The 25,039-nt window shown below is 65.9% G+C and carries 25 protein-coding genes and 3 tRNA genes; 17 read left to right on the top strand and 11 right to left on the bottom strand.

Annotated features, from left to right (window positions below; all coding sequences use genetic code 11):
• Positions 1-26 precede the first annotated feature (26 nt).
• The 5 genes from yaaA to ASE82_RS10800 all read left to right on the top strand — a co-directional run bounded on the left by yaaA (position 27) and on the right by ASE82_RS10800 (position 5,204).
• Entirely contained in the window at positions 27-776 is a 750-nt protein-coding gene (gene yaaA / locus ASE82_RS10820) for a peroxide stress protein YaaA (RefSeq protein ID WP_056062728.1), read from the top strand.
• On the top strand, positions 773-1,459 hold the full coding sequence (locus tag ASE82_RS10815; protein ID WP_056062725.1) for an SDR family NAD(P)-dependent oxidoreductase: 687 nt from the start codon (positions 773-775) through the stop codon (positions 1,457-1,459). Before yaaA ends, ASE82_RS10815 begins: the two co-directional genes overlap by 4 nt.
• A 226-nt stretch (positions 1,460-1,685) precedes the next feature.
• Complete coding sequence (locus tag ASE82_RS10810; RefSeq protein ID WP_056062722.1) at positions 1,686-1,970, top strand: hypothetical protein; 285 nt, start codon at positions 1,686-1,688, stop codon at positions 1,968-1,970.
• Positions 1,971-2,091: 121 nt separating this feature from the next.
• Positions 2,092-4,857 (top strand): DNA gyrase subunit A, encoded by a 2,766-nt coding sequence (gyrA, locus tag ASE82_RS10805; RefSeq protein WP_056062720.1) that lies wholly within the window; start codon positions 2,092-2,094, stop codon positions 4,855-4,857.
• Positions 4,854-5,204, top strand: coding sequence for a DUF952 domain-containing protein (locus tag ASE82_RS10800; protein ID WP_056062717.1), 351 nt, complete (start codon positions 4,854-4,856; stop codon positions 5,202-5,204). The genes gyrA and ASE82_RS10800 overlap by 4 nt, the downstream gene beginning before the upstream one ends.
• Before the next feature lie 294 nt (positions 5,205-5,498).
• Here the strand turns inward: ASE82_RS10800 and ASE82_RS10795 are convergent, their stop codons facing one another.
• Positions 5,499-6,446, bottom strand: coding sequence for an alpha/beta fold hydrolase (locus ASE82_RS10795; protein WP_200910711.1), 948 nt, complete (start codon positions 6,444-6,446; stop codon positions 5,499-5,501).
• 117 nt (positions 6,447-6,563) lie between these two features.
• Here ASE82_RS10795 and ASE82_RS10790 point away from each other — a divergent pair, with 117 nt between their 5' ends.
• Positions 6,564-7,493, top strand: a complete 930-nt coding sequence (locus ASE82_RS10790) for an alpha/beta hydrolase (RefSeq protein WP_056062710.1) — start codon at positions 6,564-6,566, stop codon at positions 7,491-7,493.
• 9 nt (positions 7,494-7,502) lie between these two features.
• Here the strand turns inward: ASE82_RS10790 and ASE82_RS10785 are convergent.
• Together ASE82_RS10785 and ASE82_RS10780 are read right to left on the bottom strand one after the other, a co-directional pair.
• A tRNA-Arg gene (locus tag ASE82_RS10785) sits at positions 7,503-7,579 on the bottom strand.
• 50 nt (positions 7,580-7,629) lie between these two features.
• Positions 7,630-7,706: transfer RNA gene (locus ASE82_RS10780), tRNA-Arg, on the bottom strand.
• A gap of 94 nt (positions 7,707-7,800) precedes the next feature.
• Between ASE82_RS10780 and ASE82_RS10775 the strand changes: the two genes are divergently transcribed.
• A complete protein-coding gene (locus ASE82_RS10775; RefSeq protein WP_056062708.1) occupies positions 7,801-8,310 on the top strand; it encodes a hypothetical protein in 510 nt (169 codons plus the stop codon).
• Positions 8,311-8,454: 144 nt separating this feature from the next.
• On the opposite strand, the gene ASE82_RS10770 is transcribed toward ASE82_RS10775, so the two are convergent.
• From ASE82_RS10770 to hemB, 3 genes are read right to left on the bottom strand one after another with little or no spacing between them, the layout of a single operon-like run.
• Positions 8,455-10,695 carry a spermidine synthase gene (locus ASE82_RS10770; RefSeq protein ID WP_056062705.1) on the bottom strand — a complete coding sequence of 747 codons (2,241 nt, stop codon included), beginning with the start codon at positions 10,693-10,695 and terminating at the stop codon, positions 8,455-8,457.
• Positions 10,688-11,227: a GNAT family N-acetyltransferase gene (locus ASE82_RS10765; RefSeq protein ID WP_056062702.1), complete on the bottom strand. Its 540-nt coding sequence runs from the start codon at positions 11,225-11,227 to the stop codon at positions 10,688-10,690. The genes ASE82_RS10770 and ASE82_RS10765 overlap by 8 nt, the downstream gene beginning before the upstream one ends.
• On the bottom strand, positions 11,224-12,216 hold the full coding sequence (gene hemB, locus ASE82_RS10760) for a porphobilinogen synthase (protein ID WP_056062701.1): 993 nt from the start codon (positions 12,214-12,216) through the stop codon (positions 11,224-11,226). Before hemB ends, ASE82_RS10765 begins: the two co-directional genes overlap by 4 nt.
• A 92-nt stretch (positions 12,217-12,308) precedes the next feature.
• Between hemB and ASE82_RS10755 the strand changes: the two genes are divergently transcribed.
• Positions 12,309-13,193 carry a diacylglycerol/lipid kinase family protein gene (locus tag ASE82_RS10755; protein ID WP_056062698.1) on the top strand — a complete coding sequence of 295 codons (885 nt, stop codon included), beginning with the start codon at positions 12,309-12,311 and terminating at the stop codon, positions 13,191-13,193.
• A 278-nt stretch (positions 13,194-13,471) separates the two neighbouring features.
• Here the strand turns inward: ASE82_RS10755 and ASE82_RS10750 are convergent, their stop codons facing one another.
• Positions 13,472-14,092 (bottom strand): peptidylprolyl isomerase, encoded by a 621-nt coding sequence (locus ASE82_RS10750; protein ID WP_056062693.1) that lies wholly within the window; start codon positions 14,090-14,092, stop codon positions 13,472-13,474.
• A 114-nt stretch (positions 14,093-14,206) separates the two neighbouring features.
• Here ASE82_RS10750 and ASE82_RS10745 point away from each other — a divergent pair, with 114 nt between their 5' ends.
• The 6 genes from ASE82_RS10745 to ASE82_RS10720 are packed head-to-tail and all read left to right on the top strand — an operon-like array spanning position 14,207 to position 19,343.
• Complete coding sequence (locus ASE82_RS10745) at positions 14,207-15,112, top strand: ATP-grasp domain-containing protein (RefSeq protein WP_056062690.1); 906 nt, start codon at positions 14,207-14,209, stop codon at positions 15,110-15,112.
• A complete protein-coding gene (locus ASE82_RS10740) occupies positions 15,112-16,128 on the top strand; it encodes an LLM class flavin-dependent oxidoreductase (protein ID WP_056062688.1) in 1,017 nt (338 codons plus the stop codon). Before ASE82_RS10745 ends, ASE82_RS10740 begins: the two co-directional genes overlap by 1 nt.
• Positions 16,125-16,859, top strand: coding sequence for a methionine ABC transporter ATP-binding protein (locus tag ASE82_RS10735; RefSeq protein ID WP_056062685.1), 735 nt, complete (start codon positions 16,125-16,127; stop codon positions 16,857-16,859). Before ASE82_RS10740 ends, ASE82_RS10735 begins: the two co-directional genes overlap by 4 nt.
• Complete coding sequence (locus ASE82_RS10730) at positions 16,856-17,518, top strand: methionine ABC transporter permease (RefSeq protein ID WP_056062682.1); 663 nt, start codon at positions 16,856-16,858, stop codon at positions 17,516-17,518. Before ASE82_RS10735 ends, ASE82_RS10730 begins: the two co-directional genes overlap by 4 nt.
• Before the next feature lie 22 nt (positions 17,519-17,540).
• Positions 17,541-18,335: a MetQ/NlpA family ABC transporter substrate-binding protein gene (locus ASE82_RS10725; RefSeq protein ID WP_056062680.1), complete on the top strand. Its 795-nt coding sequence runs from the start codon at positions 17,541-17,543 to the stop codon at positions 18,333-18,335.
• 39 nt (positions 18,336-18,374) lie between these two features.
• Positions 18,375-19,343, top strand: a complete 969-nt coding sequence (locus ASE82_RS10720; RefSeq protein WP_056062677.1) for a magnesium and cobalt transport protein CorA — start codon at positions 18,375-18,377, stop codon at positions 19,341-19,343.
• Between the two features lie 277 nt (positions 19,344-19,620).
• On the opposite strand, the gene ASE82_RS10715 is transcribed toward ASE82_RS10720, so the two are convergent.
• The gene (locus ASE82_RS10715) at positions 19,621-20,610 is read right to left on the bottom strand and encodes an NADP-dependent oxidoreductase (RefSeq protein WP_082441434.1); all 990 of its coding nucleotides are present in this window, start codon (positions 20,608-20,610) and stop codon (positions 19,621-19,623) included.
• Between the two features lie 141 nt (positions 20,611-20,751).
• Complete coding sequence (locus ASE82_RS10710) at positions 20,752-22,059, bottom strand: DUF2171 domain-containing protein (RefSeq protein ID WP_056062673.1); 1,308 nt, start codon at positions 22,057-22,059, stop codon at positions 20,752-20,754.
• Between the two features lie 236 nt (positions 22,060-22,295).
• Here ASE82_RS10710 and ASE82_RS10705 point away from each other — a divergent pair.
• Both ASE82_RS10705 and ASE82_RS10700 read left to right on the top strand, forming a co-directional pair.
• Positions 22,296-22,371: transfer RNA gene (locus tag ASE82_RS10705), tRNA-Ala, on the top strand.
• Between the two features lie 74 nt (positions 22,372-22,445).
• Positions 22,446-22,892 (top strand): HIRAN domain-containing protein, encoded by a 447-nt coding sequence (locus ASE82_RS10700; RefSeq protein WP_235524661.1) that lies wholly within the window; start codon positions 22,446-22,448, stop codon positions 22,890-22,892.
• Positions 22,893-22,916: 24 nt separating this feature from the next.
• Here ASE82_RS10700 and ASE82_RS10695 read toward each other — a convergent pair whose 3' ends face one another.
• Positions 22,917-23,675, bottom strand: coding sequence for a competence/damage-inducible protein A (locus ASE82_RS10695; protein ID WP_056062668.1), 759 nt, complete (start codon positions 23,673-23,675; stop codon positions 22,917-22,919).
• 51 nt (positions 23,676-23,726) lie between these two features.
• Between ASE82_RS10695 and map the strand changes: the two genes are divergently transcribed.
• Positions 23,727-24,554: a type I methionyl aminopeptidase gene (gene map / locus ASE82_RS10690; RefSeq protein WP_056062665.1), complete on the top strand. Its 828-nt coding sequence runs from the start codon at positions 23,727-23,729 to the stop codon at positions 24,552-24,554.
• Positions 24,555-24,556: 2 nt separating this feature from the next.
• Here the strand turns inward: map and ASE82_RS10685 are convergent, their stop codons facing one another.
• Positions 24,557-24,955 carry a DUF1842 domain-containing protein gene (locus tag ASE82_RS10685; protein ID WP_056062662.1) on the bottom strand — a complete coding sequence of 133 codons (399 nt, stop codon included), beginning with the start codon at positions 24,953-24,955 and terminating at the stop codon, positions 24,557-24,559.
• Positions 24,956-25,039 lie beyond the last annotated feature (84 nt).

The raw sequence follows: 25,039 nt of genomic DNA, 5'->3' as shown, positions 1-25,039 counted from the left end.
CTCCCCGCCGCCGCTAGATCGCGACGATGATCGCTGTCCTATCGCCCGCCAAGACGCTCGATTACGAGAGCGCACTGCCCAAGCTCGAGCCTACCACGCCGCGGTTCGCCGACGAAGCGACGACGCTGGCGCATGCCGCCGCGCACCTGACGCAGAAGAAGCTGTCGGAACTGATGCATATCTCGCCCGCGCTGGCGAAGCTCAACGCGGACCGGTATCGCGATTTCGACACCCTGCCCGAGCGGCCGGCGATGTTCGCGTTCGCCGGCGACGTCTATACCGGGCTCGAGGCAAAGACGCTCGACGAGGCGGCGGTGGATTACGCGCAGGATCACGTGCGGATGTTGTCGGGGCTTTACGGCCTGCTGCGGCCGCTCGACCTGATGCGGCCCTACCGGTTGGAAATGGGCACGCGGTGGGCGCCGCGGAAGACGAAGCTGACCGACTGGTGGGGGGACAGGATCGCCGAGCTTCTCGCCGACGACGTCGAGGCGGAGGGATCTGGCACGATCCTCAACCTCGCGAGCCAGGAATATTGGGCCGCGGTGGATGGGAAATTGCCTTCGTCCATACGCGTCGTGGCGATCGATTTCCGCGAGGGCGAGGCGCAGAAGTTCGTCAGCTTCCACGCGAAGAAGGCCCGCGGCATGGTCGCGCGGTGGCTGGTCGAGCACCGTGTCGACGACATCGAGGGGATCAAGGGGTTCGACAGCGATGGCTATGCGTATGACGCGGCGGGCAGCAGCGACGCGCAGTTCCGGTTCGTACGCAAGTGAGCAGCGCGGTCGTCATCGGTGTGTCGGGTGGGATCGGCAAGGCGCTGGAAGAGGCGCTGATCGAGGAAGGGGCTTTCGACAAGGTCCATGGGTTCGCGCGGTCGGAGAGTGGCGATCGGCGTCTCGATCTAGAGGATGAGGCGAGCATTGCGGCGGCGGCGGGGCGGGTTGGGTCGCCGACGCTAGTCATCGTCGCGACGGGTTTGCTCCACGATGGCGACAAGGGCCCCGAGAAGGCGATGCGCGAGCTCGACCCGGTGTGGATGGCACGCAACTTCGCGATCAATGCGATCGGCCCGGCGCTGGTGGCGAAGCACTTCCTGCCGACAATGCCAAAGGCCGGGCGGATCGTGTTTGCCGTGCTGTCTGCTCGCGTGGGCAGCATCGGCGATAACAAGCTCGGCGGCTGGTACGGCTATCGCGCGTCGAAGGCGGCGCTAAACCAGTTGGTGAAGACGATCTCGATCGAGGACAAGCGCCGGAACTCCAGCGGCATCGTCGTCGGACTGCATCCGGGAACGGTCGACACCGATCTGTCGAAGCCATTCCAGGGCAACGTCACCCCCGGCAACCTGTTCAAGGCCGACCGCGCGGCGGTGCAGTTGCTCGACGTCATCGACGGCCTGCGCGCACCGGACAGCGGCAAGTTGTTCGCCTGGGATGGGGTAGAAGTCACGCCCTAACTGCTCCCCTCCCTGAAAGGGAGGGGTTGGGGGTGGGTCGGCCGGTTGTAAACCACGACCGCTAGCCAATGCGGAAGCCTACCCACCCCCTACCCCTCCCTTCCAGGGAGGGGTGAGGAGGAGCCCGTCCATGACGCGGATTTCACCCTTCTGCCATTTTCCGTTCAGGTCCGCCGGCGCAGTCTCCTCGCATCGTCCACCAAGGGCGAAACGAGAGGATACCCGCATGAAGAAGTCCCTCCCCCTCGCGATCCTCGCCGGCGCTACGCTGCTGTCCGGCACCGCAGCCGTCGCCGCGACCCAGGCTCAGACCAAGACCGTCAAGCCGAAAACCGTCGCGACGCACACCACCACGACCAAGACCACCACGCCGATGGGCAACACCAAGGTCGCCAAGCGCACGACGACGGCCAAGAAAGGCCGCATGGTCAGCGCTAAGCTCGCGAACGGCAAGACCGTCACCTATGATTGCTCGCTCGCCGGCAACAAGACCAAGACCGCCTGCAAATAAGCCTCAAATTAACGATGAAACCTTGCTCCCTCGCGTGCGTACGCGTGCGCGGGGGTAGTAAGGTGCCCCCCCCTCGGCTAAGGTGTGTCATCATACCGCAACAAGCCGAAAGCGTTCAGATTTGACCGACGAGACCATACTCGCCGAACCCCAGGGCGGCGAGCCCGCCGGCATCGCCACGATCTCGATCGTCGACGAGATGAAGTCGAGCTATCTCGACTATGCGATGAGCGTCATCGTCGCGCGCGCGCTGCCCGACGTCCGCGACGGCCTGAAACCCGTCCATCGCCGCATCCTGTACGGCGCGCACGAAAGCGGCTTCGTCGCCGGCAAGCCCTACCGCAAGTCCGCGCGCATCGTCGGTGACGTGATGGGTAAATACCATCCGCACGGCGACAGCTCGATCTACGACGCCTTGGCCCGCATGACCCAGGACTGGTCGATGCGCGTGCCGCTGATCGACGGCCAGGGCAACTTCGGCTCGATGGACCCCGATCCGCCCGCGGCAATGCGCTACACCGAGGCGCGCCTCGGCAAGGTCGCGAACGCGCTGCTCGGCGATCTCGACAAGGATACGGTCGATTTCACGCCCAACTATGACGGCTCCGAGCGCGAGCCTTCGGTGTTGCCGGCGCGCTTCCCGAACCTGCTGGTCAACGGCGCGGGCGGCATCGCGGTCGGCATGGCGACCAACATCCCGCCGCACAATCTCGGCGAAGTCATCGCCGCGTGCCTCGCCTACATGGACAATGGCGCGATCACGACCGAGGAACTGTTCGAGATCGTCCCCGGTCCCGACTTCCCGACCGGCGCGATCATCCTCGGCCGCGCGGGTGCAAAGTCCGCCTACGAGACCGGCCGCGGTTCGATCATCGTCCGCTCGCGCCATATCGTCGAGGAGGGCAAGGGCGACCGTCGCTCGATCGTCCTCACCGAGATCCCGTTCCAAACCGGCAAGAACGGCCTGGTCGAGAAGATCGCCGAAGCCGCCAAGGACAAAAGGATCGAAGGCGTCAGCGACATCCGCGACGAATCGAGCCGCATGGGCGTCCGCATCGTCATCGACCTGAAGCGCGACGCGACCGTCGACGTGGTGCTCAACCAGCTCTGGCGGCACACACCCGCACAGTCGAGCTTCCCCGCCAACATGCTGGCGATCCGCGGCGGCCGTCCCGAGCTGCTCAACCTGCGCGACATCATCGGCGCGTTCATCACGTTCCGCGAGCAGGTCATCACCCGCCGCTCGAAGTTCGAACTCGCCAAAGCACGCGAGCGCGCGCATCTGTTGCTCGGCCTCGTCATCGCGGTCACCAACCTCGACGAAGTCGTCAAGATCATCCGCGGCTCGTCGAGCCCCGCCGAAGCGCGCGGCAAGCTGCTCGCCCGCGAATGGCCGGTCGAGGAGATCGCACCGTACATCGCGCTGGTCGAAGCGGTCGAGGACAAGCAGGCCGACGGCATCTACAAGCTGTCCGAACCGCAGGTCCGCGCGATCCTCGATCTCCGCCTGCACCGCCTCACGCTGCTAGGCCGAGACGAGATCGGCGACGAGCTGAAGGCGCTCGCGGCGACGATCGGCGAACTGCTCCACATCCTCGGCGACCGTGCGAAGCTGTACGAAGTAATGCGCGGCGAGCTGATCGCGATCCGCGACGAATTCGCCACCCCGCGCCGCTCCGAGATCGCCGCCGCCGCCAACGGCATCGACGACGAGGACCTGATCGAGCGCGAGGACATGGTCGTCACCGTGACCATGCAGGGCTATATCAAGCGCACCAGCCTCGACACGTTCCGCGCGCAGGCGCGTGGCGGCAAGGGTCGCGCGGGCATGTCGACGAAGGACGAGGACGTCGTCACCGAGCTGTTCGTCACCTCGACGCACACCCCGGTGCTGTTCTTCTCGAACCTCGGCAAGGTCTATCGCTACAAGGTCTGGCGCCTGCCCGAGGGTGGCCCCGCCACGCGTGGTCGGCCAATGATCAACCTGCTGCCGCTGGCACCGGGCGAGACGATCTCGACCGTGCTCCCGCTGCCGGAGGACCTGAGCGAGTGGAGCCGCCTGCACGTGATGTTCGCGACGCAGCGCGGTCTCGTCCGCCGCAACGCGATGGACGCGTTCACCAACGTGCCGTCGAACGGCAAGATCGCGATGCGCTTCGAGGAGGGTTCGGAGGACAAGCTGATCGGCGTCGCGCTGCTCAGCGAGCATGACGACGTGCTGCTCGCGACCAAGCTCGGCAAGGCGATCCGTTTTGCCGGCGACGACGTCCGCGAGTTCCAGAGCCGGACGTCGACCGGCGTTCGTGGCGTAACGCTCAAGGGCGACGACGAGGTCATCTCGCTGTCGGTCCTCCACCGTGTCGGCGCCACCCCCGAGGAGCGCGAGACCTATCTCAAGTTCGCGCCGTGGAAGGGCGAGCGCGAGGGCGATCACGGCATGGGCGCCGACCGCTACAACGACCTCAAGGACCGCGAGCAGTTCATCCTGACGGTCTGCGAGAACGGCTATGGCAAGCTGTCGAGCGCCTATGACTATCGTCGCACCGGTCGCGGTGGTCAGGGCATCACCAACATCGACAACATCGCGCGCAACGGCCCCGTCGTGGCGAGCTTCGCCGCGGCGAAGGGCCATCAGCTGATGCTGGTGACCAACCAGGCAAAACTGATCCGCACGACGCTCGCGTCGCTCCGCGTCATCAGCCGCAACTCGGCGGGCGTGAAGCTGTTCGACGTGGCGAAGGGCGAGCACGTCGTCTCCGCTGCACGGATCGAGGAAACCGAGGAAGACGCCGAGATCAACCTGGCGGATGCCGTGCCGGAGGTCGCTCCGGACACCGGCGCGACGATCGGCGAGGACGACGCAGCAGGCCCGGAGGACGGCGAATGAGCCGCGATCCGATCGCCTATAAGGTGCTGACGGGGGAGCAGCTGGCGACGCTGGAGAGCGGGAGCTTTGCGGGCGCGCCGGTGGATGTGGCCGACGGCTATATCCACCTGTCGACGGCGGAGCAGCTGACGGAAACGGTCGACAAGCACTTCGCCGGTCAGTCGGACCTGCATGTGGCTGCGATCGATCTCGAAGCGCTCGGCGACGACGTGAAGTGGGAAGAGTCGCGTGGGGGACAGCAGTTCCCACACATCTATGGCGGGCCGCTGCTGCTCGAGGTCGTACTGTCCTACGGTCCGTTGGAACGAGACGACAAGGGCAAGGTGAAGCTCCCCGTCGCGGGCTGACCGGTACTCAAACGCAAGCTTGTTCTCCCGCGAAGGCGGGAGAACAAGGAGCGGGAGATGGCGTTCGTTGCCGTCTCCCAGACAGCTTTCGATATTGCATCAACACGAGCATCGGCAACTTCCAACGCCGCGAGTGCTTGTTGTCGAGAACGCGCTCCCCACCAAAGCACTACCCCGGCGAAGGCCGGGGCCCAATTGGGGAAGCTAGCTAACGAAGCGCAACCCTCAGTTACATCAACCTTTCCAATTGGGCCCCGGCCTTCGCCGGGGTGGACAAACTACTGGAATAATCCCTCACCCAGCCGCAAACGCAGCCCTCACAAACCGCGCACAAGCCTCCGGCGCCGTAATCGGGATCATATGCCCGCCCTCGATCGTATCGATCTTAGCCCCCGAAATCACCGCCGCAGTCCGGTGACCATTCCAAGCCGGATCCAGAATCGCATCCTGCCGCCCGAACAATATCCGCACCGGCAAACCGATCTCCGCATACCGCCCGACCATCGCCGTCACATCGTCGTTCGCCCCGGCAAGATCCGTCGCCGCCGCAGCAATCGCGATCGGCCGCGCCGACAGCGCACCGCCGCCCCGTGTGATGAAATCCTCCGGCACAGCCTCGGGCGCAAACACGCCTTCCAGCGTCTTCTTCGCCGTCAACCGGCTAAGCGGCGTCCCCAACACCTGCGCGAACGCCAGACGCGCACCCGACGGAATCCGCGCCAATCCGCGGAAGCTCTCCGGCACCTGCTCCAACGGCTGCGTCAGCGGCGCGATCAGCGCGAGCGCGCGAACCAGATGCGGATGGTCGAGCCCGACCGCGAGGCTGAGCGCACCGCCCAGCGAATGCCCCACCAGCAACGGCCGATCCAGCCCGAGCTTCTGGATGAAGTCGGCGATGATCGCGCCCTGCCCGATGATCCCCGGCATCGCCCCCGTCGCGGTCGAATAGCCCGACCCCGGCCGATCGACGACGATCACGCGGTAGTCGTCCTTGAGCAGGTCGACGAGCGCATAGCTGAAGTTGCGCAACTGCCCGGCGAGCCCGTGGACCATGACGATCGCCGGCCCGCTGCCGACATCGATATAGTGCAGCCGAGCGCCCGCGACGTCGAGAAAACGCCCTTCCGCCGGCACCAGGTCCTCGGCAAGCCGCGCGACGCGGCTCGAATAGAGCGACAGCCCAATCCCCGATACCGCCGCCAGCAGCGCCCCGCCGATCAATCGCTTGCCCGTCCGCTTCATAGCCATCTCCTTGATATCTCTGTGCGCTGAACGCCCGGCTTTGTCCAAAGTCGCAGCCGTCCGCGCAGGGAACCCGTTACGGCCACCGAACGTCCGGTCCGCGAAGGAGATGCGCCGGTGGATCCACAGGCCCGAACGATACTCGACACGATCAAGACACTCGCCCCAGACGCCGATCCGCACGCCGACGACGCGCAGTGGCTGGCCGACTTCCGCTATCAGACCGCGCTGCTGAAGGCCTTCTCCGGCGATCCGGAACCGGTCCATGCGATTACGCACCTCCTGCTGCCGTCCGAGTCCGGACCGCTTACCGTCAGGCTCTATCGCCCGAAACCCGGCCCGTTGCCGCTCCTGCTGCACATCCACGGCGGCGGCGCGATCGCCGGTTCGATCGACGGCCACGACCCGGCGTTGCGCGCGCTGGCGAACCGAACCGGCTGGCTGGTTGCCGCCCCCGCCTATCGCCTGGCACCCGAACACCGCTTCCCCGCGCAACTCGACGATAGCTGGACGGCGTTGCAAGGCCTCGTCGCGCAAGCCGGCGCGCTGGATATCGACCCGTCGCGCGTCGTCGTCTCCGGAGACAGTATAGGCGGTACGCTCGCAACGTCGCTCGCCTCCCGCGCGGCATCCGAAGGCGGACCAGCGCTACAAGGCCAGATCCTGCTCTATCCGAACACCGACCTGCGCCGCGATGCCACCCACCCGTCGCGGCAAAGCGAAGACGGCAACATCATCGACGCGAAGTCCTTGGAGCGGCAGATCGACCTGTACCTGGCCTCGGACGCAGACCGCACCGATCCGCGCGCGTCACCCATCCTGGCAGACGACCTCGCCGCCCTGCCCCCGACGCTGCTCGTAACCTGCGAGAACGACCCGCTACGCGACGAGGGCGAAGCCTATGGCCAGCATCTGCACGACGCAGGCGTCACCGTCGACCACGACCAGTTCGACGGCATGATCCACGCCTTCCTGCAAATGGGCGGAAGGCTGGACGCGACCGACAGGCTGCTCGCTCGCATCGCCCGCTGGCTCGACGCCCGATGATAGGAAAAATGGTGCACCCAGAGCGATTCGAACGCCCGACCCTCAGATTCGTAGTCTGATGCTCTATCCAGCTGAGCTATGGGTGCATCGCCGTTCCGTGACCGGTTCGACAAGCCCGCCGTGAAGCGGAAAATCCTGGTGCACCCAGAGCGATTCGAACGCCCGACCCTCAGATTCGTAGTCTGATGCTCTATCCAGCTGAGCTATGGGTGCACTGGAGGGGCGCTGATAGCAGGCATTTTCGGGGGCGCAAGGGCGTAGCGCGATAAAGTTGTATCGCGCGGCGCGGACGCATAGAGCGGCGGGCATGAAACTCGCCGCTCCGCTCCGCTCGCTGTCGCTCTTCGCCCTGCTCGCGGCGTCCGCATGCAGCAAGGATACCACCGCCTATCCGTCGCTCGGCCTGCGTCCGGTCGAGAAGCTCGGATTCGCCGAGCCCGAGGTGAAGACCGCCGTGGCCGCCCCCGATCCCGCCCTCGATGCCGATATCCGGACGATATCGGGCAAGCTCGACGCGATCGCCACCGGCTTCACGCGCGACGCAGCCAAGACCGAAGCCCTCGCACGGACCGCACGCGGCGGCTCTGTCGGCAGCGATGCGTGGCTAGCCGCCCAAACCGGGCTTGCCGGACTCGACGACTGGCGCGCACAATCGTCCGCGCTGGTGACGGACATCGAACAACGCGCCACCGATCGCGCTGCCAAGCTGCAAGCCGACTATCCCGCGCTGGCCGCGATCCGCGACAAGGCACAGGCGGAAAACGATCGCCAGGGCGCCACGATCACGCGCATCCAGGCAAGCCTCCCCGCTGCTTGATCCCTACCCGTCAATCCTCCCCCGCCAGGGGGAGGTGGCTGGCGCTTGCCAGACGGAGGGGGAGGAAGGCGAAACGGCGGTCGCGTGTCCTCCCCCTCCGTCGCCTTCGGCGCCACCTCCCCCTGGCGGGGGAGGATCAGAAGGCTAGAACCCCTTCAACAACGGCAGGATCGTCGAATAATCGTCGGTCCACGCGGTGAAGCGCTTGCGCGGCACCAGCGGCGCCCACGCCGGGTCACCCGACCGCAACGCAGCAATCACACGCGGATCGCGCGACAACGCCACCCAATCCGACGCCGACGCGCGATCGACCAGCACGCTCGACGGACGGTATTTCAGCTCGACCGCAGTCCATCCGCCCTCGCGCGCCGCCGCCGCGATCACCGGCTCCAGATCGATGAACCGGTTCGAGATATGCGCCAGCAACAGGCCGCGCGGTGACAGCACCCGGCCATAGGTCGCGAACGCCTCGCGCGTCATCAGGTGCATCGGCACCGAATCCGAAGAGAACGCATCGAGCGCGAGCAGATCGAGGCTGTCGGGCGCATCATGCGATAGCGCGATCCGCGCATCGCCCATCCGGATCTCCGACCTGGGCAGGCACCGGGACAGATAGGTGAACTGCCCGGTATCCCGCGCGATCCGCACCACCGCCGGATCGATTTCGTAGAACCGCCAGCGCTGCCCCGGTCGAGCATAGCAGGAGAGCGTCCCCGTCCCGAGCCCGACCACGCCGATCCGCGCCTGCGGGCCGTATAGCGCGGGCGCGGCTTGCATCGCCTGCCCGACGCCCGATCCGGCCGCATAATAGGTCGTCGGCGTCCGCTCGCGCGCAGGCGAACCGCGCAACTGGATGCCGTGCACCGTCGTCCCATGATCGAGTTCGCGCGTGCCGCCGTTCGGCCCCGGCTCGTCTCGCACGGTATAGACGCCGAAATAACTCCGCACCCGCGCGCCCGGATCGAGCGAGAACTCGAGCGACCGATACCCGCCGAACAGCACCAGCGCCCCCGCCAGCACGACCATGTACGGCCGCCGCGCACCGATCGCGACGAATCCGATCGCCGCTATCACCAGGAACACGAGGCCCTGCCGCCCCTCGCCGAACACGCCATCGGGATTGCCGATCCGCAATCCGGTAAGAATGACCAGCGCGACGACGATCGCGAGCAACGCGACGTGTTTCGCCGGCCCCTTGCCCATCCACAGCGTACGAAACCGCCCGAACAGATAGATTTGCGGCACGAGCGCGCCCGCCGCGAGGATCAGCAGCGGATACTCATACGTCCAGTCGAACACCACCGGCGCCACCAGCGCAGCGAACACACCACCAAGCGCACCACCCGCCGACATCGCAAGATAGAAGCCGGTCAGACGATCGGGCGCCGGCCGCTTGCGGTACAGCGTCGTGTGCAGCGCAACCGAGATCATGAACAGCAGCACCAGCGCGATCCCCGCGCTGAAGAACGGCCGTTCGTTGACCCCGCCCATGATGATGCCACCGAACAGCAAAATCGTGATCGGCGCGATCCGCGTCAGCAGGTCGGCGAGCCAGCGATCGTTCGCAAACGCCACGCTGAAGCTCAGCAGGTACAGCCCGAGCGGGATCACCCACAGCAACGGCATCGCGACGATATCGGTAGTGATGTACGTCGACGTCGCCAGCATCATCCCCGACGGCACGAGCGCCAGCGCGATCCAATGCGCGATCCGCCGCGCGCCCGGCGGCGCGCTGGTCGCGGCGACATGATCGACCGCCGCGGTCTTCGGCAGGCGCGTGGCGCAGGCGAGCACCAGCACGATCAGCAGCAGATACCCGCCGCTCCACAACAGGCTCTGCCCGTGCACCGCCATCAGCGGTTCGACCAGTAGCGGATACGCGATCAGCCCCGCGAAACTGCCGAGATTAGACGCGGCATACAGCGCATACGGATCGCCGCCCCCGCTCGCCGCACTGAACCAGCGCTGGATCAACGGCGCCTGCGCGGAGACCGCGAAGAACAATGGCCCGATCGACAGCCCAAGCAGCCACGGCACCCACAAGGCCGGCAACGCGTCCGCCGGCAGGTCCATCGCGATCAGCCCGATCGGCAACCACAACGCCGCAGCGATCAGCACCCCCAGATGGATCGCCGCCTGCGCCCGCGGCCTCACCCGCCCGAGCCAATGCGCATACGCATAGCCCGCGAGCAGCAACGCCTGGTACACCAGCATCGCCGAGTTCCACACCGCCGGCGCGCCACCCAGCCGCGGCAACGCCATCCGCGCCACCATCGGCTGGACGAGGAACAGCAGGAACGACCCCGTCAAGATCGTCGCCACGAACATCGTCCGGCACCAGCGCGCCATCAGGGGCCGCACTTCCATCGCATCGGTGTCAGACATGGGCGGGACGGTCGATCCGGTAGAGGATGTGGCGGCGAAGGCGGTCATCTTCGGCGAGCTTCGGGTGATCGAAGTCGCCGTCGACCACGCGGGTCATTCCGAGCCGTTCCATGAGTGTGCGGCTGGCCGTGTTTGCAGGGACGGTGATCGCCCAGACCGTCGGCACGTCCATCTCACGCCACCCCCAGGCGAGGGAAGCCTCCGCTGCCTCCCGCGCATAGCCCTGCCCCCATTCGCTCTGGGCGAGACTCCAGCCGATCTCAGGTTTCCCCTCGATCGGCGTACCGACCGGGCCCGGCTTGATCCCGCACCAGCCGATAAACGCTCCGGTATCCCGTCGTTCGAGCGCCCAGAAGCACGCGCCATAGTCGGCGAACATCGCCTTCTGGCGTGCCACCACCGCGACGGAGTCGGCCAGCGTCGGCGCCGGCCCGAGATACGCCATCACCGCCGGGTCGGCGCACATCGCATGATGCAAGGCGGCATCGTCATCACGCCAGCCGCGCAAGATCAGCCGTTCGGTCTCGATCATCCGCCGAGCAATTTCGCCGCATGCGCCGCGTGGTAGGTCAGCACGCCCGAGCAACCCGCGCGCTTGAACGACATCAGCGTCTCCAGCACCATCACGTCGCGCTCCGCCGCGCCAGCCGCGACCGCGTGCTCGATCATCGCGTATTCGCCCGACACCTGGTACGCGAACACCGGGACCTCGAACGCCTGACGCACGCGGACGATGATGTCGAGATACGGCAGGCCGGGCTTGACCATCACCGTGTCGGCGCCCTCCGCCAGATCCATCGCGACCTCTCGCAAGGCCTCTTCGGCGTTGGCATTGTCCATCTGGTAGGTCTTCTTGTCGCCCTTGAGCAGCCCGCGCGAGCCGACCGCATCGCGGAACGGGCCGTAGAATGCGCTGGCGTACTTGGCGGCGTAGGACATGATCTGGACGTTGTGGTGCGAGTCCGCCTCGAGCGCGCTGCGGATCATGCCGATCCGGCCGTCCATCATGTCCGACGGCGCGATGATGTCGGCGCCCGCGTTCGCTTGGTTGAGCGCCTGCGCGACAAGCATCTCGGCGGTCGTATCGTTGACGACATAGCCGGCCGCGTCGACCAGCCCGTCATGGCCGTGGCTCGTGTAGGGATCGAGCGCGACGTCGGTCAGCACGCCGACCTCGGGCACCGCATCCTTCAGCGCGCGGATCGCCTGGCACATCAGATTGTCGGGGTTCAGCGCTTCGCGGCCATCCTCGGTCCGGCGATCGACCTGCGTGTACGGGAACAGCGCGATGCACGGGATGCCGAGGTCGCGCGCCTCGCGCCCCCGCGCGACGATCCCGTCGACCGACCAGCGCGACACGCCCGGCAGGCTGGCGATCGGTTGCTCGACGCCGGCTCCTTCGGTGACGAACAACGGCCAGATCAGGTCGGCGGGAGTCAGCACGGTCTCGGCATGGAGGCGGCGGCTCCAGGCGGAGGCGCGGGTGCGACGGAGGCGAAGCGCGGGATAGCTTGCGGTCATGCGGCGGGCTTTGCGGGATGCACGGCGACGGATCAAGTTTTACGGGAGAAGCGTTACGGGTGCGAAACCGCATGCCGTGCGTTGGGGGCGTTATGTCGAACGATACGATCACCTCTGCCGCGCTCGTCGTCAACGCCAAGTCGCGCAAGGGCCAGAAGCTGTTTAAGCGCGCGTGTGCGGCGATGTCGGGGCTGCCCTATGAGGTCGACGCGCATGCCGTCGAGGATCCGAAGGATCTGGAGGCGACGGTGCTACGGGCGCTTGCGAAAAAGCCGGACCTGCTGATCCTCGGCGGCGGCGACGGTACGGTCAGCGGGTTGGTCGACCTGATGGTCGGCCACGACGTGATCCTCGGCGTCCTGCCGCTCGGCACCGCCAACAGTTTCGCCCGTACGCTCGGCATTCCGCTGAATATCGAGGGCGCGGTCGAGGTGATCCGGACCGGCAAGCCGCGCCGGATCGATCTTGGCATGATCGACGGCGACTATTTCGCGAACTGCGCGGCAATGGGCATCAGCCCGAAGATCGCCGAGACGGTCCCGCACGGCCTCAAGAAGGTCTTCGGCAAGGTCGGCTATCTGGCCTGGGCGACGTATCAATACATGCGCTTCCGCCCGTTCACGCTGATCGTCGGCGAGGGACCGACCGCGGTGAAGATCCGCGTCGTCGAGGTGCGGATTTCCAACGGCCCGTATCACGGTGGCACCGAACTGGTGGATGCGGCGGCAGTCGATTCGGGCGAGATCGTGGTGCAGGCGGTGATGGGGCATGTGAAGCGGCGGCTGGTGCAGAACTGGTATGCCAGCGTGTTCCGGCTCGAGTCACGTCACGAGAAGGTGCGCGATTTTCGGGGGAAGAGCCTGAAGATCAACACGATCCCGCCATTGCCTATCTCGATCGACGGCGAGGTTCTGGCGAAGACCCCGGTGACGGCCAAGGTCGCGGCTGGAATTATCCGGGTGATGGCGCCGGCCTGACGGCGCGCACGTCTAGCCGCACCGCCCAGTTACTTGTTCTCCCGCGAAGGCGGGAGCCCAGACTGGGTCCCCGCCTTCGCGGGGAAACACAAAACCGGGGGAAGCCGCCAGTATTCTGCACCACCCTCATCGGTGCACCACCCCGGCGAAGGCCGGGGCCCAGTTGGAAAGGTCGCAGTAACGCCGCGCAGCGCTCAGTTGCCGACGTCCCCCAACTGGGCCCCGGCCTCCGCCGGGGTGGTCGCTGAGAAGCGTGATTGCACTCTATCCGACGCCCGTTACTTCACCCGCCGCACCGTCAAAATCTTCACCGGCGCGGCGATCATCTGCCCCTTCATCACCCCGACCCCGGCAGTAGGCGAAGTCGGCGCAGCAAGAATGCGCTTAACCACGTCCATCCCCTCCACCACATGCCCGAACGCCGCGAACCCAGCCGTATCCCCACTCCCCGCCGGATTCGCATCGAGCGACAACACCGGCCCGACGGTAATGAAGAAGTCCGCCGTCGCGCTCCCCGGCGCGAACCGTGCCATCGAAATAGTCGCGTCGACGTGCGACAGCCCGGTCTGGCTGGTCGGCTCATGCTTCACCGGCGGCAGCAGCCGCTTCACCTCGCCCTGCGGCCCACCCTGGATCAACCCCGCGTCCGCCCCGAGCTTCATCGCCCGGTAGAACGTCACCCCATCGAGCCGCTTCTGGTCGACATAGCGCAGGAAGTTCGCGGTCGTCAGCGGCGCGCGCTCCTTCTCCAGCGCCAGCGTGATCGGCCCCTCGCTCGTCGTCATCACGATCGAGACGGTCGCCGGAGCAACGGGCGGCGGCGCAAGCGGAGCCTCCTGCGCCGAGACGGAAACCGCGCCGAGGACGGCAAGAGCGAGCGTGACGAATCTGGAGATCATCCGCTACGCTACCGCGTCGCCCCGCTCCTGTCAGCGGCCCCGCGACACGATATTGCGCGCGGCAAAGTTTTGCTTGGGTTTGCACGCCCGCACGCAATGCGTATCCGGTGAGCGATGACCGATCTCGCCATTCTCTACGAGCACCCGCTCTGGTTCGAACCGCTGTTCGCCGCCCTCGATCGCCGCGGCGTCGCGTTCACCCGCGCCACGCCCGACGGCTTCTGGAACCCCGCCGACCAGAGCGCCCCCGCCCCCGTCGTCTTCAACCGCATCGCGATGTCGAGCTTCCTGCGAAGTGACGAGCATCCGATCTTCGACACGATGGCGATGCTCGATCACTGGCGCCGCACAGGCGCGCGCGTGATCAACGGCACCGACGTGCTCGCGATCGACGCCTCCAAGGCGCGCCAATTGTCGCTGATCGCCTCGCTCGGCCTCGCGATCCCCGAGACCCGCGTCGTCCACCGCGCCGCCGACGTCGTCCCCGCCGCGCAGACGCTCCGCTTCCCGCTGGTCGTCAAAGCGAACATCGGCGGATCGGGCGCAGGCATCATCCGCTTCGACAGCCTCGACGAACTGCGCACCGCCGTCGCCGACGCAGGCCTCCCAAGCAGCGTCGACGGCGTGCTGCTGGTCCAGGAATACGTCCCCGTCCGCGACGGCGCGATCACCCGGATCGAGACGCTCGACCGCAAATTCCTCTACGCGATCGAGGTCGCAGGCGGCGGCGCGTTCGATCTCTGCCCGGCGGATGCGTGCGTCGTCCCCGGCTCGGGCATCAAGATGGCCGCGGTCGAGCCCTCGCATACGCTGAAGGACGCCGCCGAGGCGATCGCCCGCGCGGTCGATCTCGACGTCGGCGGGGTCGAGGTGATGATCGACGACCGTGACGGCGTGGCGCGCTTCTACGACATCAACGCGCTGTCGAACTTCGTCGCCAAGCCCTTGGACGTGCTCGGCTGGGATCCGCACGACCGCCTCGTCGATTACCTCGTCGAACAGATCGAGAAGGCCCGCTGATGCGCTATGGTTACTGGACTCCCGTCTTCGGCGGCTGGCTTCGCAATGTCCCCGACGAGGGGATGGAGGCGAGCTGGGCGTATACCAAGGCGCTGACGCAGAACGCCGAGCGCTGGGGCTACGACCTGACGCTGATCGCCGAGCTCAACCTCAACGATATCAAGGGCATCGAACAGCCCGCGCTCGACGCGTGGTCGACCGCGGCCGCGCTCGCCGCGGTGACCGACAGCATCGAGCTGATGGTCGCGGTCCGCCCGAACTTCCACCACCCCGCGCTGTTCGCCAAGGCAGCAGCGAACATCGATCGGATCTCGGGCGGGCGGCTCGCGCTGAACGTCGTCTCGTCCTGGTGGGCGGACGAGGCCAAGCAATACGGCCTCCAGTTCGACCAGCACGACGATCGCTACGCACGCACCGCCGAATGGCTGACCGTCGTCGACGGGCTTTGGACGCAGGAGCGGTTCGATTTCGCGGGCCAGTTCTACACCACCGAACAGGCGATCTGCTCGCCCAAGCCCGCCAAGCGCCCGACCGTCTACGCGGGCGGCGAAAGCGAGAAGGCTAAGACGATGATCGCCGCGCAGTGCGACGCGTACGTCATGCACGGCGACCCCGCCGACGCGATCGCGCCGAAAATCGCCGACATGGCCGCGCGACGAGAGGCAGCCGGCGGCGCGCCGATGCAATACGGCATGGCTGCCTACGCGATCGTCCGCGACAGCGAGGCGGAGGCCAAGCGCGAGCTGGAGCGCATCACCAGCGTCACCGAACTCCCCGCCGGCTATGCGAATTTCGACCAGTGGTTGTCGGGCACGCAGCTCGAACGCGAGTTGAAGATCCAGGAATACTCCGTTTCTAATCGCGGCCTGCGCCCCAATCTGGTCGGCACGCCCGAACAGTTGAAGGAGCGCGTGGCGGAGTACGAAGCCGCCGGTCTCGACCTGCTGCTGCTCCAGATGAGTCCGCAGGCCGAAGAGATGGAGCGGTTCGCGGTGCAGGTGATGGGCTCCGCATGATCCGCCTCACCGACGTTGTTAAAACCTACCCGGCAAGCGAAGCAGCAGCCCTCGACGGGGTCTCGCTGGAGATTCCAGCAAGCGGCGTGTTCGGCGTCATCGGCCAGTCCGGCGCGGGCAAGTCGACGCTGATCCGCCTGATCAACGCACTCGAACGCCCGACTTCGGGCCGGGTCGAAGTCGATGGCGTCGACGTAGCCGCGTTGTCCGCCGCGGATCTGCGCGCGCTACGCCGCCGGATCGGCATGATCTTCCAGAATTTCGGCCTGCTGTCGTCGCGGACGGTCGCGGCGAACGTCGCGTTCCCGCTGGTGCTCGCGGGCGTATCCAAAGCCGAGCGCGAGACGAAAGTCGCCGCGCTGCTCGACCGCGTAGGCTTGGCCGATCACGCCGCCAAATACCCTGCCCAACTCTCCGGCGGCCAGAAACAGCGCGTCGGCATAGCCCGCGCGCTCGCCACCGACCCCGACATCCTGCTCTGCGACGAAGCGACCAGCGCACTCGATCCCGAAACCACCCGCTCGGTCCTCACTCTCCTCCGCGACCTCAACCGAGACCTCGGTCTGACGATCGTCCTGATCACCCACGAAATGGACGTTGTACGCTACGTCTGCGACCGCGTCGCCGTGCTCGAACGCGGCCGCATCGTCGAGACCGGCGACGTCGCCGACATCTTCGCCAACGCCGCCCACCCGGCAACGCAGCGCATGCTGGCGGCGCTGGCGGCATGAGCTTCTTCGCCAACATCGACTGGTCGGACATCGGCCAGGCGTGCCTCGACACGCTGATCATGCTCGGCGGATCACTGATCCTCACGATCGCGTTCGGCCTCCCGCTCGGCGTCCTGCTCTACCTCACCGACCGGGGCCGCCTGTCGCAGAACCGCGTCGCCAACGCCGTGCTCGGGATCATCGTCAACATCCTCCGCTCGGTGCCGTTCATCATCCTGCTGATCGTGATGATCCCGCTCACCGTGATGCTCGTCGGCACCTCGCTAGGCGTGGCCGGCGCGATCCCGCCGCTGGTCGTCGGCGCCGCACCGTTCTACGCGCGCCTCGTCGAGGGATCGCTCAAGGAAGTCGACCGCACCACGATCGAGGCGGTGCAGGCGATGGGCGCCACCACGCGTCAGATCGTCACCGGCGCGCTGATCCCCGAGGCGCTCCCCGGGCTGATCGCGGGCGCCACCGTCACCGCGGTCGCGCTCGTCTCGTTCACCGCGATGGCGGGCGTGGTCGGCGCGGGCGGCCTCGGCGATCTCGCGATCCGGTTCGGCTATCAGCGCTTCCAGACCGACGTCATGGTCGTCACCGTCGTGCTGCTGGTCGTACTCGTCCAGATCATCCAATATGCCGGCGACGCGCTCGCCCGCCACTTCACCCGCCGCTGATTTAACGCCGCTAGGAATTCGCATGAACCGCCGCATTTTGCTCGCCTCGTTCTCGCTGCTCGCGCTCGCCGCCTGCGGTGGCACCAAGACCAATGACGGCAAGACGCTGACCGTCGCCGCGACCGCAGTGCCGCATGCCGAGATCCTCGAGTCGATCAAGCCAACGCTCGCCAAGGAAGGCGTCGACCTCCAGATCCGCGTCTTCAACGACTACGTCCAGCCCAACCTCCAGGTTGAGCAGAAGCAGATCGACGTCAGCTATTTCGAGACCAAGCCGTATCTCGACGAGTTCAACGCCTCGCGCGGCACGCATCTGGTGACCTATGCAGGCGTCCACGTCGAACCGCTCGGCGCCTATTCGCGCAAGTGGAAGTCGATCGCGCAGATCCCCAACGGCGCGACCGTTGCGATCCCTAACGAGCCGAGCAACGGCGGCCGCGCGCTGCTGCTGCTCCAGAAGGCCGGGCTGATCACGCTCAAGAACCCGACCAACCCGCTATCGAGCTTGAACGACATCGCCACCAACCCGAAGAACCTGCAGTTCAAGGAGTTGGAGGGCGCAACCCTGCCCCGCACGCTCGGCGAGGTCGATCTCGCGCTGATCAACACCAATTACGCGCTCGACGCGAAGCTCAACCCGGTCCGCGATGCGCTCGCGATCGAGGACAAGAACAGCCCCTACGTCAATTTCGTCGTCGGCCTGCCGGGCGGCGAGAAGGACCCGCGCGTCGTGAAGCTGATCGCCGCGTTGCGCAGCCCGGCGACCAAGACCTTCATCGAGCAGCATTATCGAGGTGCGGTGCTGCCGGCGTTCTGATACCGGCGCGGCCCCAGTCCGCGTAACCATCGAGGCTCCATGACGGTCGTCGCCGCGTATCTCTATCGCCATGGCAAGCGCGTCCGCGCGGTCTCGATCGACGAAAAGGTCGATTGCCCCGCGGACCGTTCGGAGTTCGTCTGGATTGGCATCTGCGACCCGACCGACGCCGAGATGCGGACGCTCAAAGACCAGTATAACCTCCACCCGCTGGCGGTGGAGGATGCGATCAAGGCGGATCAGCTCCCCAAGATCGACGTCTATGGCGACCAGTTGTTCGCGGTCGCCCGCACCGCGCAACTCGAGGGCGACAAGATCGCGTACGGCGAAACCGCGATCTTCGTCGGCCACAGCCACATCATCAGCGTCCGCCACGGCTCCGCACGCTCGCACAAGGCACTCCGCGAACAGCTCGAAGCCGCGCCGACCTTGCTGATCAACGGCGTCGACTATGTCCTCCACGCGATCCTCGATTACGTCGTCGACGGCTATCTCCCGATCGTCGAGAGCATCGAGGACGAGGTGCTGGCGATGGAGCAACGCACGATCGACGCGTTCCTGGGCCGCGACGAGATCGTCCGCATCTTCGGGCTCCGACGCGAGATGATCCGCTTCCAGCGTATCCTCGGACCGATGGGCGAGGTCGCGGGGAAGATCGTCCGCCTCGACCTCCCCTGCATCGATACCGAGGCGAAACCGTATTTCAGCGACGTGCTCGACCACGTCCGCCGGGTGCAGACGATGGTCGAGGGCCTGCGCGAAGTGCTGACGTCGGTGTTCGAATTCAGCAACCTGCTCGAACAGCAACGCACCGGCGCGATCACCCGCCAACTCGCCGCCTGGGCCGCGATACTCGCGGTCCCAACCGCGATCGCGGGGATCTACGGCATGAACTTCGAGAACATGCCCGAGCTGAAGACGGAATACGGGTATTTCGTCGTACTGGGTGTGATCGCGGTGGTTTGCACAGCGCTGTACGTGAAGTTCAAGCAGGCGAAGTGGTTGTAGCGGAACCGATCACCCACTCCGTCATGCCGGGCTCGTTCCGGCATCCACCGATCCGCATACTCGTCGGCCGTCGATACGCGGCACGGTGGACCCCGGAACTAGTCCGGGGTGACGCGGGGATGCAGCCGTCCCTCTATTGCATCCTCCCCCGCCAGGGGGAGGTGGCTGGCCCTTGCCAGACGGAGGGGGAGGTAAGGGATAACTGTGGTTGCGCGTTCCTCCCCCTCCGTCACCTTCGGTGCCACCTCCCCCTGGCGGGGGAGGATCGAAGAGCAGCTCAAACCTTGACGAGCATCTTCCCCGTATTCCCACCCGAGAACAGCCCCAGGAACGCATCCGGCATCGTCTCGAGCCCCTCGTGCACGGTCTCCTGCCGCTTCAGCGTCCCCGCCGCCAGCATCCCGCCCATGTCCTTGTAGAACTCCTCGGCACGATTCATGTAGTCGCTGACGATGAACCCGCGGATCTGCACCCGGTTGCCGATCAGCCGCGCGAGGTACTTCAACTGCGTCGCCGCGCCGCTGTTGTAGACGTCGATCATCCCGCACACCGCGAACCGCGCGTGCATCCGCGCATGCGCCAACGCCGCGTCGAGATGCTCGCCACCGACGTTGTCGAAATACACGTCGATACCTTTCGGAGCAGCCTCGCCGAGCGCCTTCAGCACCGGCACGTCGCTTTTATAGTCGATCACCGCATCCGCACCGAGCGACTTCACCCAAGCGCATTTCTCCGCGCCGCCAGCCGAGCCGATCACCGTCATGCCCTTGGCCTTGGCGACCTGCACCACGGTCGATCCAACCGCACCCGCCGCCGCCGATACGAACACCGTATCGCCAGCCTTGGCTTCGGCAACCTGAAGCAGTCCGAAATACCCGGTCATCCCCGGCATGCCGAGTTGACCCAAAAACGCCTGCGCCGGCACGTCGAGCGCAGGCAGCTTCTGCACCTGTGCCGCCGGAACCACCGCCTCGTCGCGCCAGCCTGCCATATGCAGCACCATGTCGCCGACCTTGATGCCATCGTCGTTGCTCTCGACCACTTCGCCGACCGCGCCGCCCTGCATCGCTTCGCCCAGCGCGAACGGCGGGACATAGCTCTTCACGTCGTTCATCCGCCCGCGCATGTACGGGTCGACCGACAGCCAGCGATTGGCGATCCGCACCTCGCCGGCGCCGAGCGTCGACTGGTCGAGATCGATCATGGCGAAATCGGTATGCTTAGGCATGCCTTGCGGACGTGCCTTCAGGCTCCATGCATGGGCCATAAACTTGCTCCTGTCTTGATTATTCGTGTTGCGGGTATGGCGAAACGCACACCCAACGCAACCTGCAAAAAGGCCCGGACGTTTCCGCCCGGGCCCCTCTACGGCTGACATCATGCGACGCCAGCCAACGCTTTCAACCAGTTAGTACGTGGTCGACCCCGACTTGCCGAGCGCGTCCGACGTCGTGCCAGTGGTGGTGCCGCCGGTCGTCGTGCCAGTGGTCGATGCCGTGCCGGTCGCCGTGCTGCTGGTCGCCGTGCTGCCCGTCTGCGAGTTCGAAGCATAACCGCTGGTGCCGGCATCCTTCTTGTCGCCGCCCGTGCGATCGCCGTACTCGAACATCGCCGAGTTGCGCTCTTCTTCCTTCCACGCCGACTTGGCTTCGTCGGCCGACTTCGACAGCGTGACCTTGCCATCGACGGTCTTGATCCAGCGCGACGGGATCGAGTGGTGCACGCCGCCCGCATCGCGGTCGTTCTTGGTCAGCAGGATCCGGTCGCCCTTCACCTTGTCGACCGTACCGACATGGCTGCCGTCAGACCCGACGACTTCCATATGCTCGGTAACCTGCGACAGCGAACTGCGCTGCCCCTGGCGCTCGTTGCGCCACGACGAGAACTCGTTTTCGAACTTCGAGCGGTTCTCGTTGCGATACTCGTCATAGTCGCGGTCGAGCGCCGCGATCTGCGTGCTCCGCCAGCTATGGTAATGGTCGTCATGCGTGTTCGACGAGCGATTACCGAACGCACGGTTGTCCGAATTGCCATACGAGCGCTCGTCATAGCGTGCATCGGCTTCGCGACGTCGCTCCGCTTCGTCGTCACCGAACCACGAGCGAACTTCATCGCCTGCGCGCGCGATGAACCCGCGATCGTCATAGTCATAGCCCTGTGGCTGGCGACCATAGTCACGCCCCTCGTTACGGCTGCCGCCGCGCGAAGAGTTGCGGTTGTCGTCATCGGCATCGCGGTTGCGACCTACGTCCTCGAAGCGACGGCCATCCGATGCGTAGCTACCGTGATATTCGGTATCGCCCGAACCCTGGCTGCGCTGGCCGTAGGACTGCTGGCCATAGCCTTGTCCAGACCGCTGCTGGCCGTTACCCTGCTGGCCATAACCCTGGCCCGATCCCTGACCGTAGCGCGACTGGCCGTAGCGATCGCCGCCCGATGGCTGCGAGCGGTCATTGTGGCCGCCATAATAGTCACGACCGCCCTGCTCGCGACCATATTGATCGCCGCGTCCCTGGTCGTCACGCCCCTGAGATCCCTGGCCGCGGCCGCCGCGGTTATCGTCGCGGTCATATTCGCCGGCGGCTTCGTATTCACGCGCGCTGGAACGGCCATAGCCGCCACCGTCTGCGCGGAAATCGCGACCATAATCGTTCGAGTTCGGCCGACCGTAATAGTCGCCCGACTGGCGATCTCGGGTGTTGCGTTCGTAGACCATAGGAACCTCCTAATTGCTGTCCTGCGGCTGCCGGCCCCGTCGATCGCGGGGTCGTACATTCCGAGGACTACAAACGCCAAACTGGCGGAATGTTCCTGGAATTGCGGGGCTCGACGGTGACCCGACGCTACGTTGCGACGACATGCCGGAGGCTAGTTGGCGCAGTCGCACCAACCCAGTTGCAACGGCGAAATCGAGCCGCTAAGCCACCGATCCTGGCCTGTGGCCAACCGCGCGGGGCCGTAGCTCAGATGGGAGAGCGCCGCAATCGCACTGCGGAGGTCCGGGGTTCGATTCCCCGTGGCTCCACCACGCGGCATAGCAACAGCACGTCGACGAGCATCCAACACGTCGCGTGCGTAAGCTGCACGCTGCGTGCGCCTTTCATGCGCGCAGTTACCACGCTATCGTGGGGCATGGACGAATTGACGTGCAACGTGGTCGGCATCGACTTCCCCAACGCGGACAAGAGCAAGAGCAACCGCCGCATGGAATTGATGCTCTGCACTCCCGGCGAACCTGTCGACCTACGCCGCGAACCGAAGAACCCGTATGATACGAACGCGGTGGCGGTGTTCAGCCAGCGCGGCGTGCAGATGGGCTATCTGTCCGCCGAACGTGCGCCGCTGATCGGGCGGCGGATGCAGGAGGAGGAGCACGTCGCCATATTCCAGGCCCTGGTCGGCAGCTACGGCTATGTTCGCATCCGCTTCGGCGGCGGCGCGCCGACACTGCCGGATCCCGAAGCGGCCACGCCATCACAGCCCCGCCCGGCGTCGTTCGATCCGGACGCCTTCTTTCCCGATCCCGAAGGTCCCGAATGCGGCGCGTGACGCATCACCCCCGAATGGGATGAACTAGATACCCTGCGCGGTGACCACGCGACCGGTCGCCTCCAGATCACGCGTCAGGTCCGCGAGGCAGCGGTCGACCAGCGCCTCGTCCGAACTCCGCACCACGAAGTTCGCGCCCGTCCTGCCGTCGCGGAAGAACGGATAACTGCCGATCGCGACGCCCTCATGCGTCTTCTCCGCATCGCGCAGAATATCCGCGACCTCGCTTTCCGCGACCCAGCACCCGATCGTCTTCGACACCACCGGCCGCCCGCCCTCGAGCGTACCCGTCAGCGCGTCCAGCATCCCCGCGGTAATGTGCGGCACGCCCGCCATGATGAAGATGTTGCCGATCCGGATCCCCGGCGCGCCTGACACCTTGTTGTCGATCAGGTCCGCCCCGACCGGCACCCGTGCCATTCGCGCGCGCGCTTCGGTCAGCCCACCGCGCGTCGCGTAATACGCCTCAAGCACCGCCATCGCGCGCGGATGATGCTCGACCGCAACGCCCAGCGCCTCGGCGATCGCATCTACGGTGATGTCGTCGTGAGTCGGCCCGATCCCACCGGTCGTGAACAGGTAATCGTTGCGCGCGCGCAGGATGTTCACCGCTTCGACGATCGCCTCGGTCTTGTCGGCGACCACGCGCACCTCGGCGAGGCGGATGCCCTGCACGTTGAGCCAGGCCGCGATCTGCGCGACGTTCTTGTCCTGCGTGCGGCCCGACAGGATCTCGTCGCCGATGATCGTCAGCGCGGCCGTCCAGATGCGTTCCTCTACCATGCTCCTCGCATAGCCTCGCAAAACCGCGCCCGCCACGCTATATCGCGCGTCATGACCGAATATGTAACCGTCACCTCGGACCAGCCCGACGCACGCACCGGCGCCATCAAGCTGCACGGCCCCGCCGCGTTCGAAGGCATGATGAAGGCGGGGCAACTCGCCGCCGAGACGCTCGATATGATCGTCCCGCACATGGTGCCGGGCGTGACCACCGCCGAGATCGACCGGTTGATCTACGACTTCATCGTCGCCGGTGGCGGCGTCCCCGCGACGCTCGGCTATCGCGGCTACACGCACAGCGTCTGCATCTCGATCAACCACGTCGTCTGCCACGGCATCCCGAGCGAGAAGACGCTGAAGTCGGGCGATATCGTCAACGTCGACGTCACACCCCTGCTGGACGGCTGGCACGGCGACACGAGCCGAATGTACCTGATCGGCGACGTGCCGATCAAGGCGCGCCGCCTCGTCGAAGTCACCTATGAGTGCCTGATGATCGGCATCGAGCACGCGAAACCCGGCAACCGCATGGGCGACGTCGCCAACGCGATCCAGCGCCATGCCGAAAAGCACCGTTACGGCGTGGTCCGCGATTTCTGCGGCCACGGCGTCGGCCGCTTGTTCCACGACGCCCCCGAGGTCGTCCATGTCGGCAAGCCCGGCACCGGCCCCGAGCTTCGCCCCGGCATGATCTTCACGATCGAGCCGATGATCAACATCGGCCGCCCCGACGTGAAGCTGCTCGACGACGGCTGGACGGCGGTCACGCGCGATCGCTCGCTATCCGCGCAGTTCGAACATTCGATCGGCATTACGGAAGACGGCTGCGAGATCTTCACGCTCAGCCCCAAGGGCTACACGCAGCCGCCTTACGTATAGCGTCAGCCTGCGGACACGTTCTTCACCGTACAGTCGGTGATGACGTGTCCGCTATATTCGAACGAACCCTTGCCGTTCCAATCCTTCGCCACGGCAAGCGCGGCACTGAAGTGGGCGAGATACGATCCGATTCCGGGTGGTGGCACCGAAACGACATATTGGCCGGTGACGTGCACGAGCAAGGTGTCGTGCCCGAACCCAGTGTGCAGGATCGCACCCGTGACATGGGGAATGACGGTCGTGCCGTAAGGTGGTGGCAATGCTTGCGTGATTTGCGCCGATCCGGAGATTTGTCCGGTCGGTGCATTCACGCCGAGATCGAGATGAAGCGTCGGCGCGCCTGCAAATCCGCCATGCTTGACGTCCAGCTTTACTTGGTAATATCCAACCGGCTCGGTCATGAGTATTTCCTCCTCCGGATCCATGCTGATCCGTTACTGGAGTTCCTCACGGGACGACTGTCGAGTCCAGCGGGATTGGGTCCG

Origin of the sequence: Sphingomonas sp. Leaf230 (assembly GCF_001421745.1) — a bacterium.
GTDB lineage: Bacteria > Pseudomonadota > Alphaproteobacteria > Sphingomonadales > Sphingomonadaceae > Sphingomonas.
This window is presented reverse-complemented; position numbering and strand designations above follow the sequence as displayed.

Bases quoted from the DNA above. Each gene is read 5' to 3' on its own strand.
- yaaA (WP_056062728.1), top strand. From the start codon at position 27: ATGATCGCTGTCCTATCGCCCGCCAAGACGCTCGATTACGAGAGCGCA.
- ASE82_RS10810 (WP_056062722.1), top strand. From the start codon at position 1,686: ATGAAGAAGTCCCTCCCCCTCGCGATCCTCGCCGGCGCTACGCTGCTG.
- ASE82_RS10800 (WP_056062717.1), top strand. From the start codon at position 4,854: ATGAGCCGCGATCCGATCGCCTATAAGGTGCTGACGGGGGAGCAGCTG.
- ASE82_RS10795 (WP_200910711.1), bottom strand. From the start codon at position 6,446: ATGAAGCGGACGGGCAAGCGATTGATCGGCGGGGCGCTGCTGGCGGCG.
- ASE82_RS10775 (WP_056062708.1), top strand. From the start codon at position 7,801: ATGAAACTCGCCGCTCCGCTCCGCTCGCTGTCGCTCTTCGCCCTGCTC.
- ASE82_RS10770 (WP_056062705.1), bottom strand. From the start codon at position 10,695: ATGTCTGACACCGATGCGATGGAAGTGCGGCCCCTGATGGCGCGCTGG.
- ASE82_RS10765 (WP_056062702.1), bottom strand. From the start codon at position 11,227: ATGATCGAGACCGAACGGCTGATCTTGCGCGGCTGGCGTGATGACGAT.
- hemB (WP_056062701.1), bottom strand. From the start codon at position 12,216: ATGACCGCAAGCTATCCCGCGCTTCGCCTCCGTCGCACCCGCGCCTCC.
- ASE82_RS10755 (WP_056062698.1), top strand. From the start codon at position 12,309: ATGTCGAACGATACGATCACCTCTGCCGCGCTCGTCGTCAACGCCAAG.
- ASE82_RS10750 (WP_056062693.1), bottom strand. From the start codon at position 14,092: ATGATCTCCAGATTCGTCACGCTCGCTCTTGCCGTCCTCGGCGCGGTT.
- ASE82_RS10745 (WP_056062690.1), top strand. From the start codon at position 14,207: ATGACCGATCTCGCCATTCTCTACGAGCACCCGCTCTGGTTCGAACCG.
- ASE82_RS10740 (WP_056062688.1), top strand. From the start codon at position 15,112: ATGCGCTATGGTTACTGGACTCCCGTCTTCGGCGGCTGGCTTCGCAAT.
- ASE82_RS10735 (WP_056062685.1), top strand. From the start codon at position 16,125: ATGATCCGCCTCACCGACGTTGTTAAAACCTACCCGGCAAGCGAAGCA.
- ASE82_RS10730 (WP_056062682.1), top strand. From the start codon at position 16,856: ATGAGCTTCTTCGCCAACATCGACTGGTCGGACATCGGCCAGGCGTGC.
- ASE82_RS10725 (WP_056062680.1), top strand. From the start codon at position 17,541: ATGAACCGCCGCATTTTGCTCGCCTCGTTCTCGCTGCTCGCGCTCGCC.
- ASE82_RS10720 (WP_056062677.1), top strand. From the start codon at position 18,375: ATGACGGTCGTCGCCGCGTATCTCTATCGCCATGGCAAGCGCGTCCGC.
- ASE82_RS10715 (WP_082441434.1), bottom strand. From the start codon at position 20,610: ATGGCCCATGCATGGAGCCTGAAGGCACGTCCGCAAGGCATGCCTAAG.
- ASE82_RS10710 (WP_056062673.1), bottom strand. From the start codon at position 22,059: ATGGTCTACGAACGCAACACCCGAGATCGCCAGTCGGGCGACTATTAC.
- ASE82_RS10700 (WP_235524661.1), top strand. From the start codon at position 22,446: ATGCGCGCAGTTACCACGCTATCGTGGGGCATGGACGAATTGACGTGC.
- ASE82_RS10695 (WP_056062668.1), bottom strand. From the start codon at position 23,675: ATGGTAGAGGAACGCATCTGGACGGCCGCGCTGACGATCATCGGCGAC.
- map (WP_056062665.1), top strand. From the start codon at position 23,727: ATGACCGAATATGTAACCGTCACCTCGGACCAGCCCGACGCACGCACC.
- ASE82_RS10685 (WP_056062662.1), bottom strand. From the start codon at position 24,955: ATGACCGAGCCGGTTGGATATTACCAAGTAAAGCTGGACGTCAAGCAT.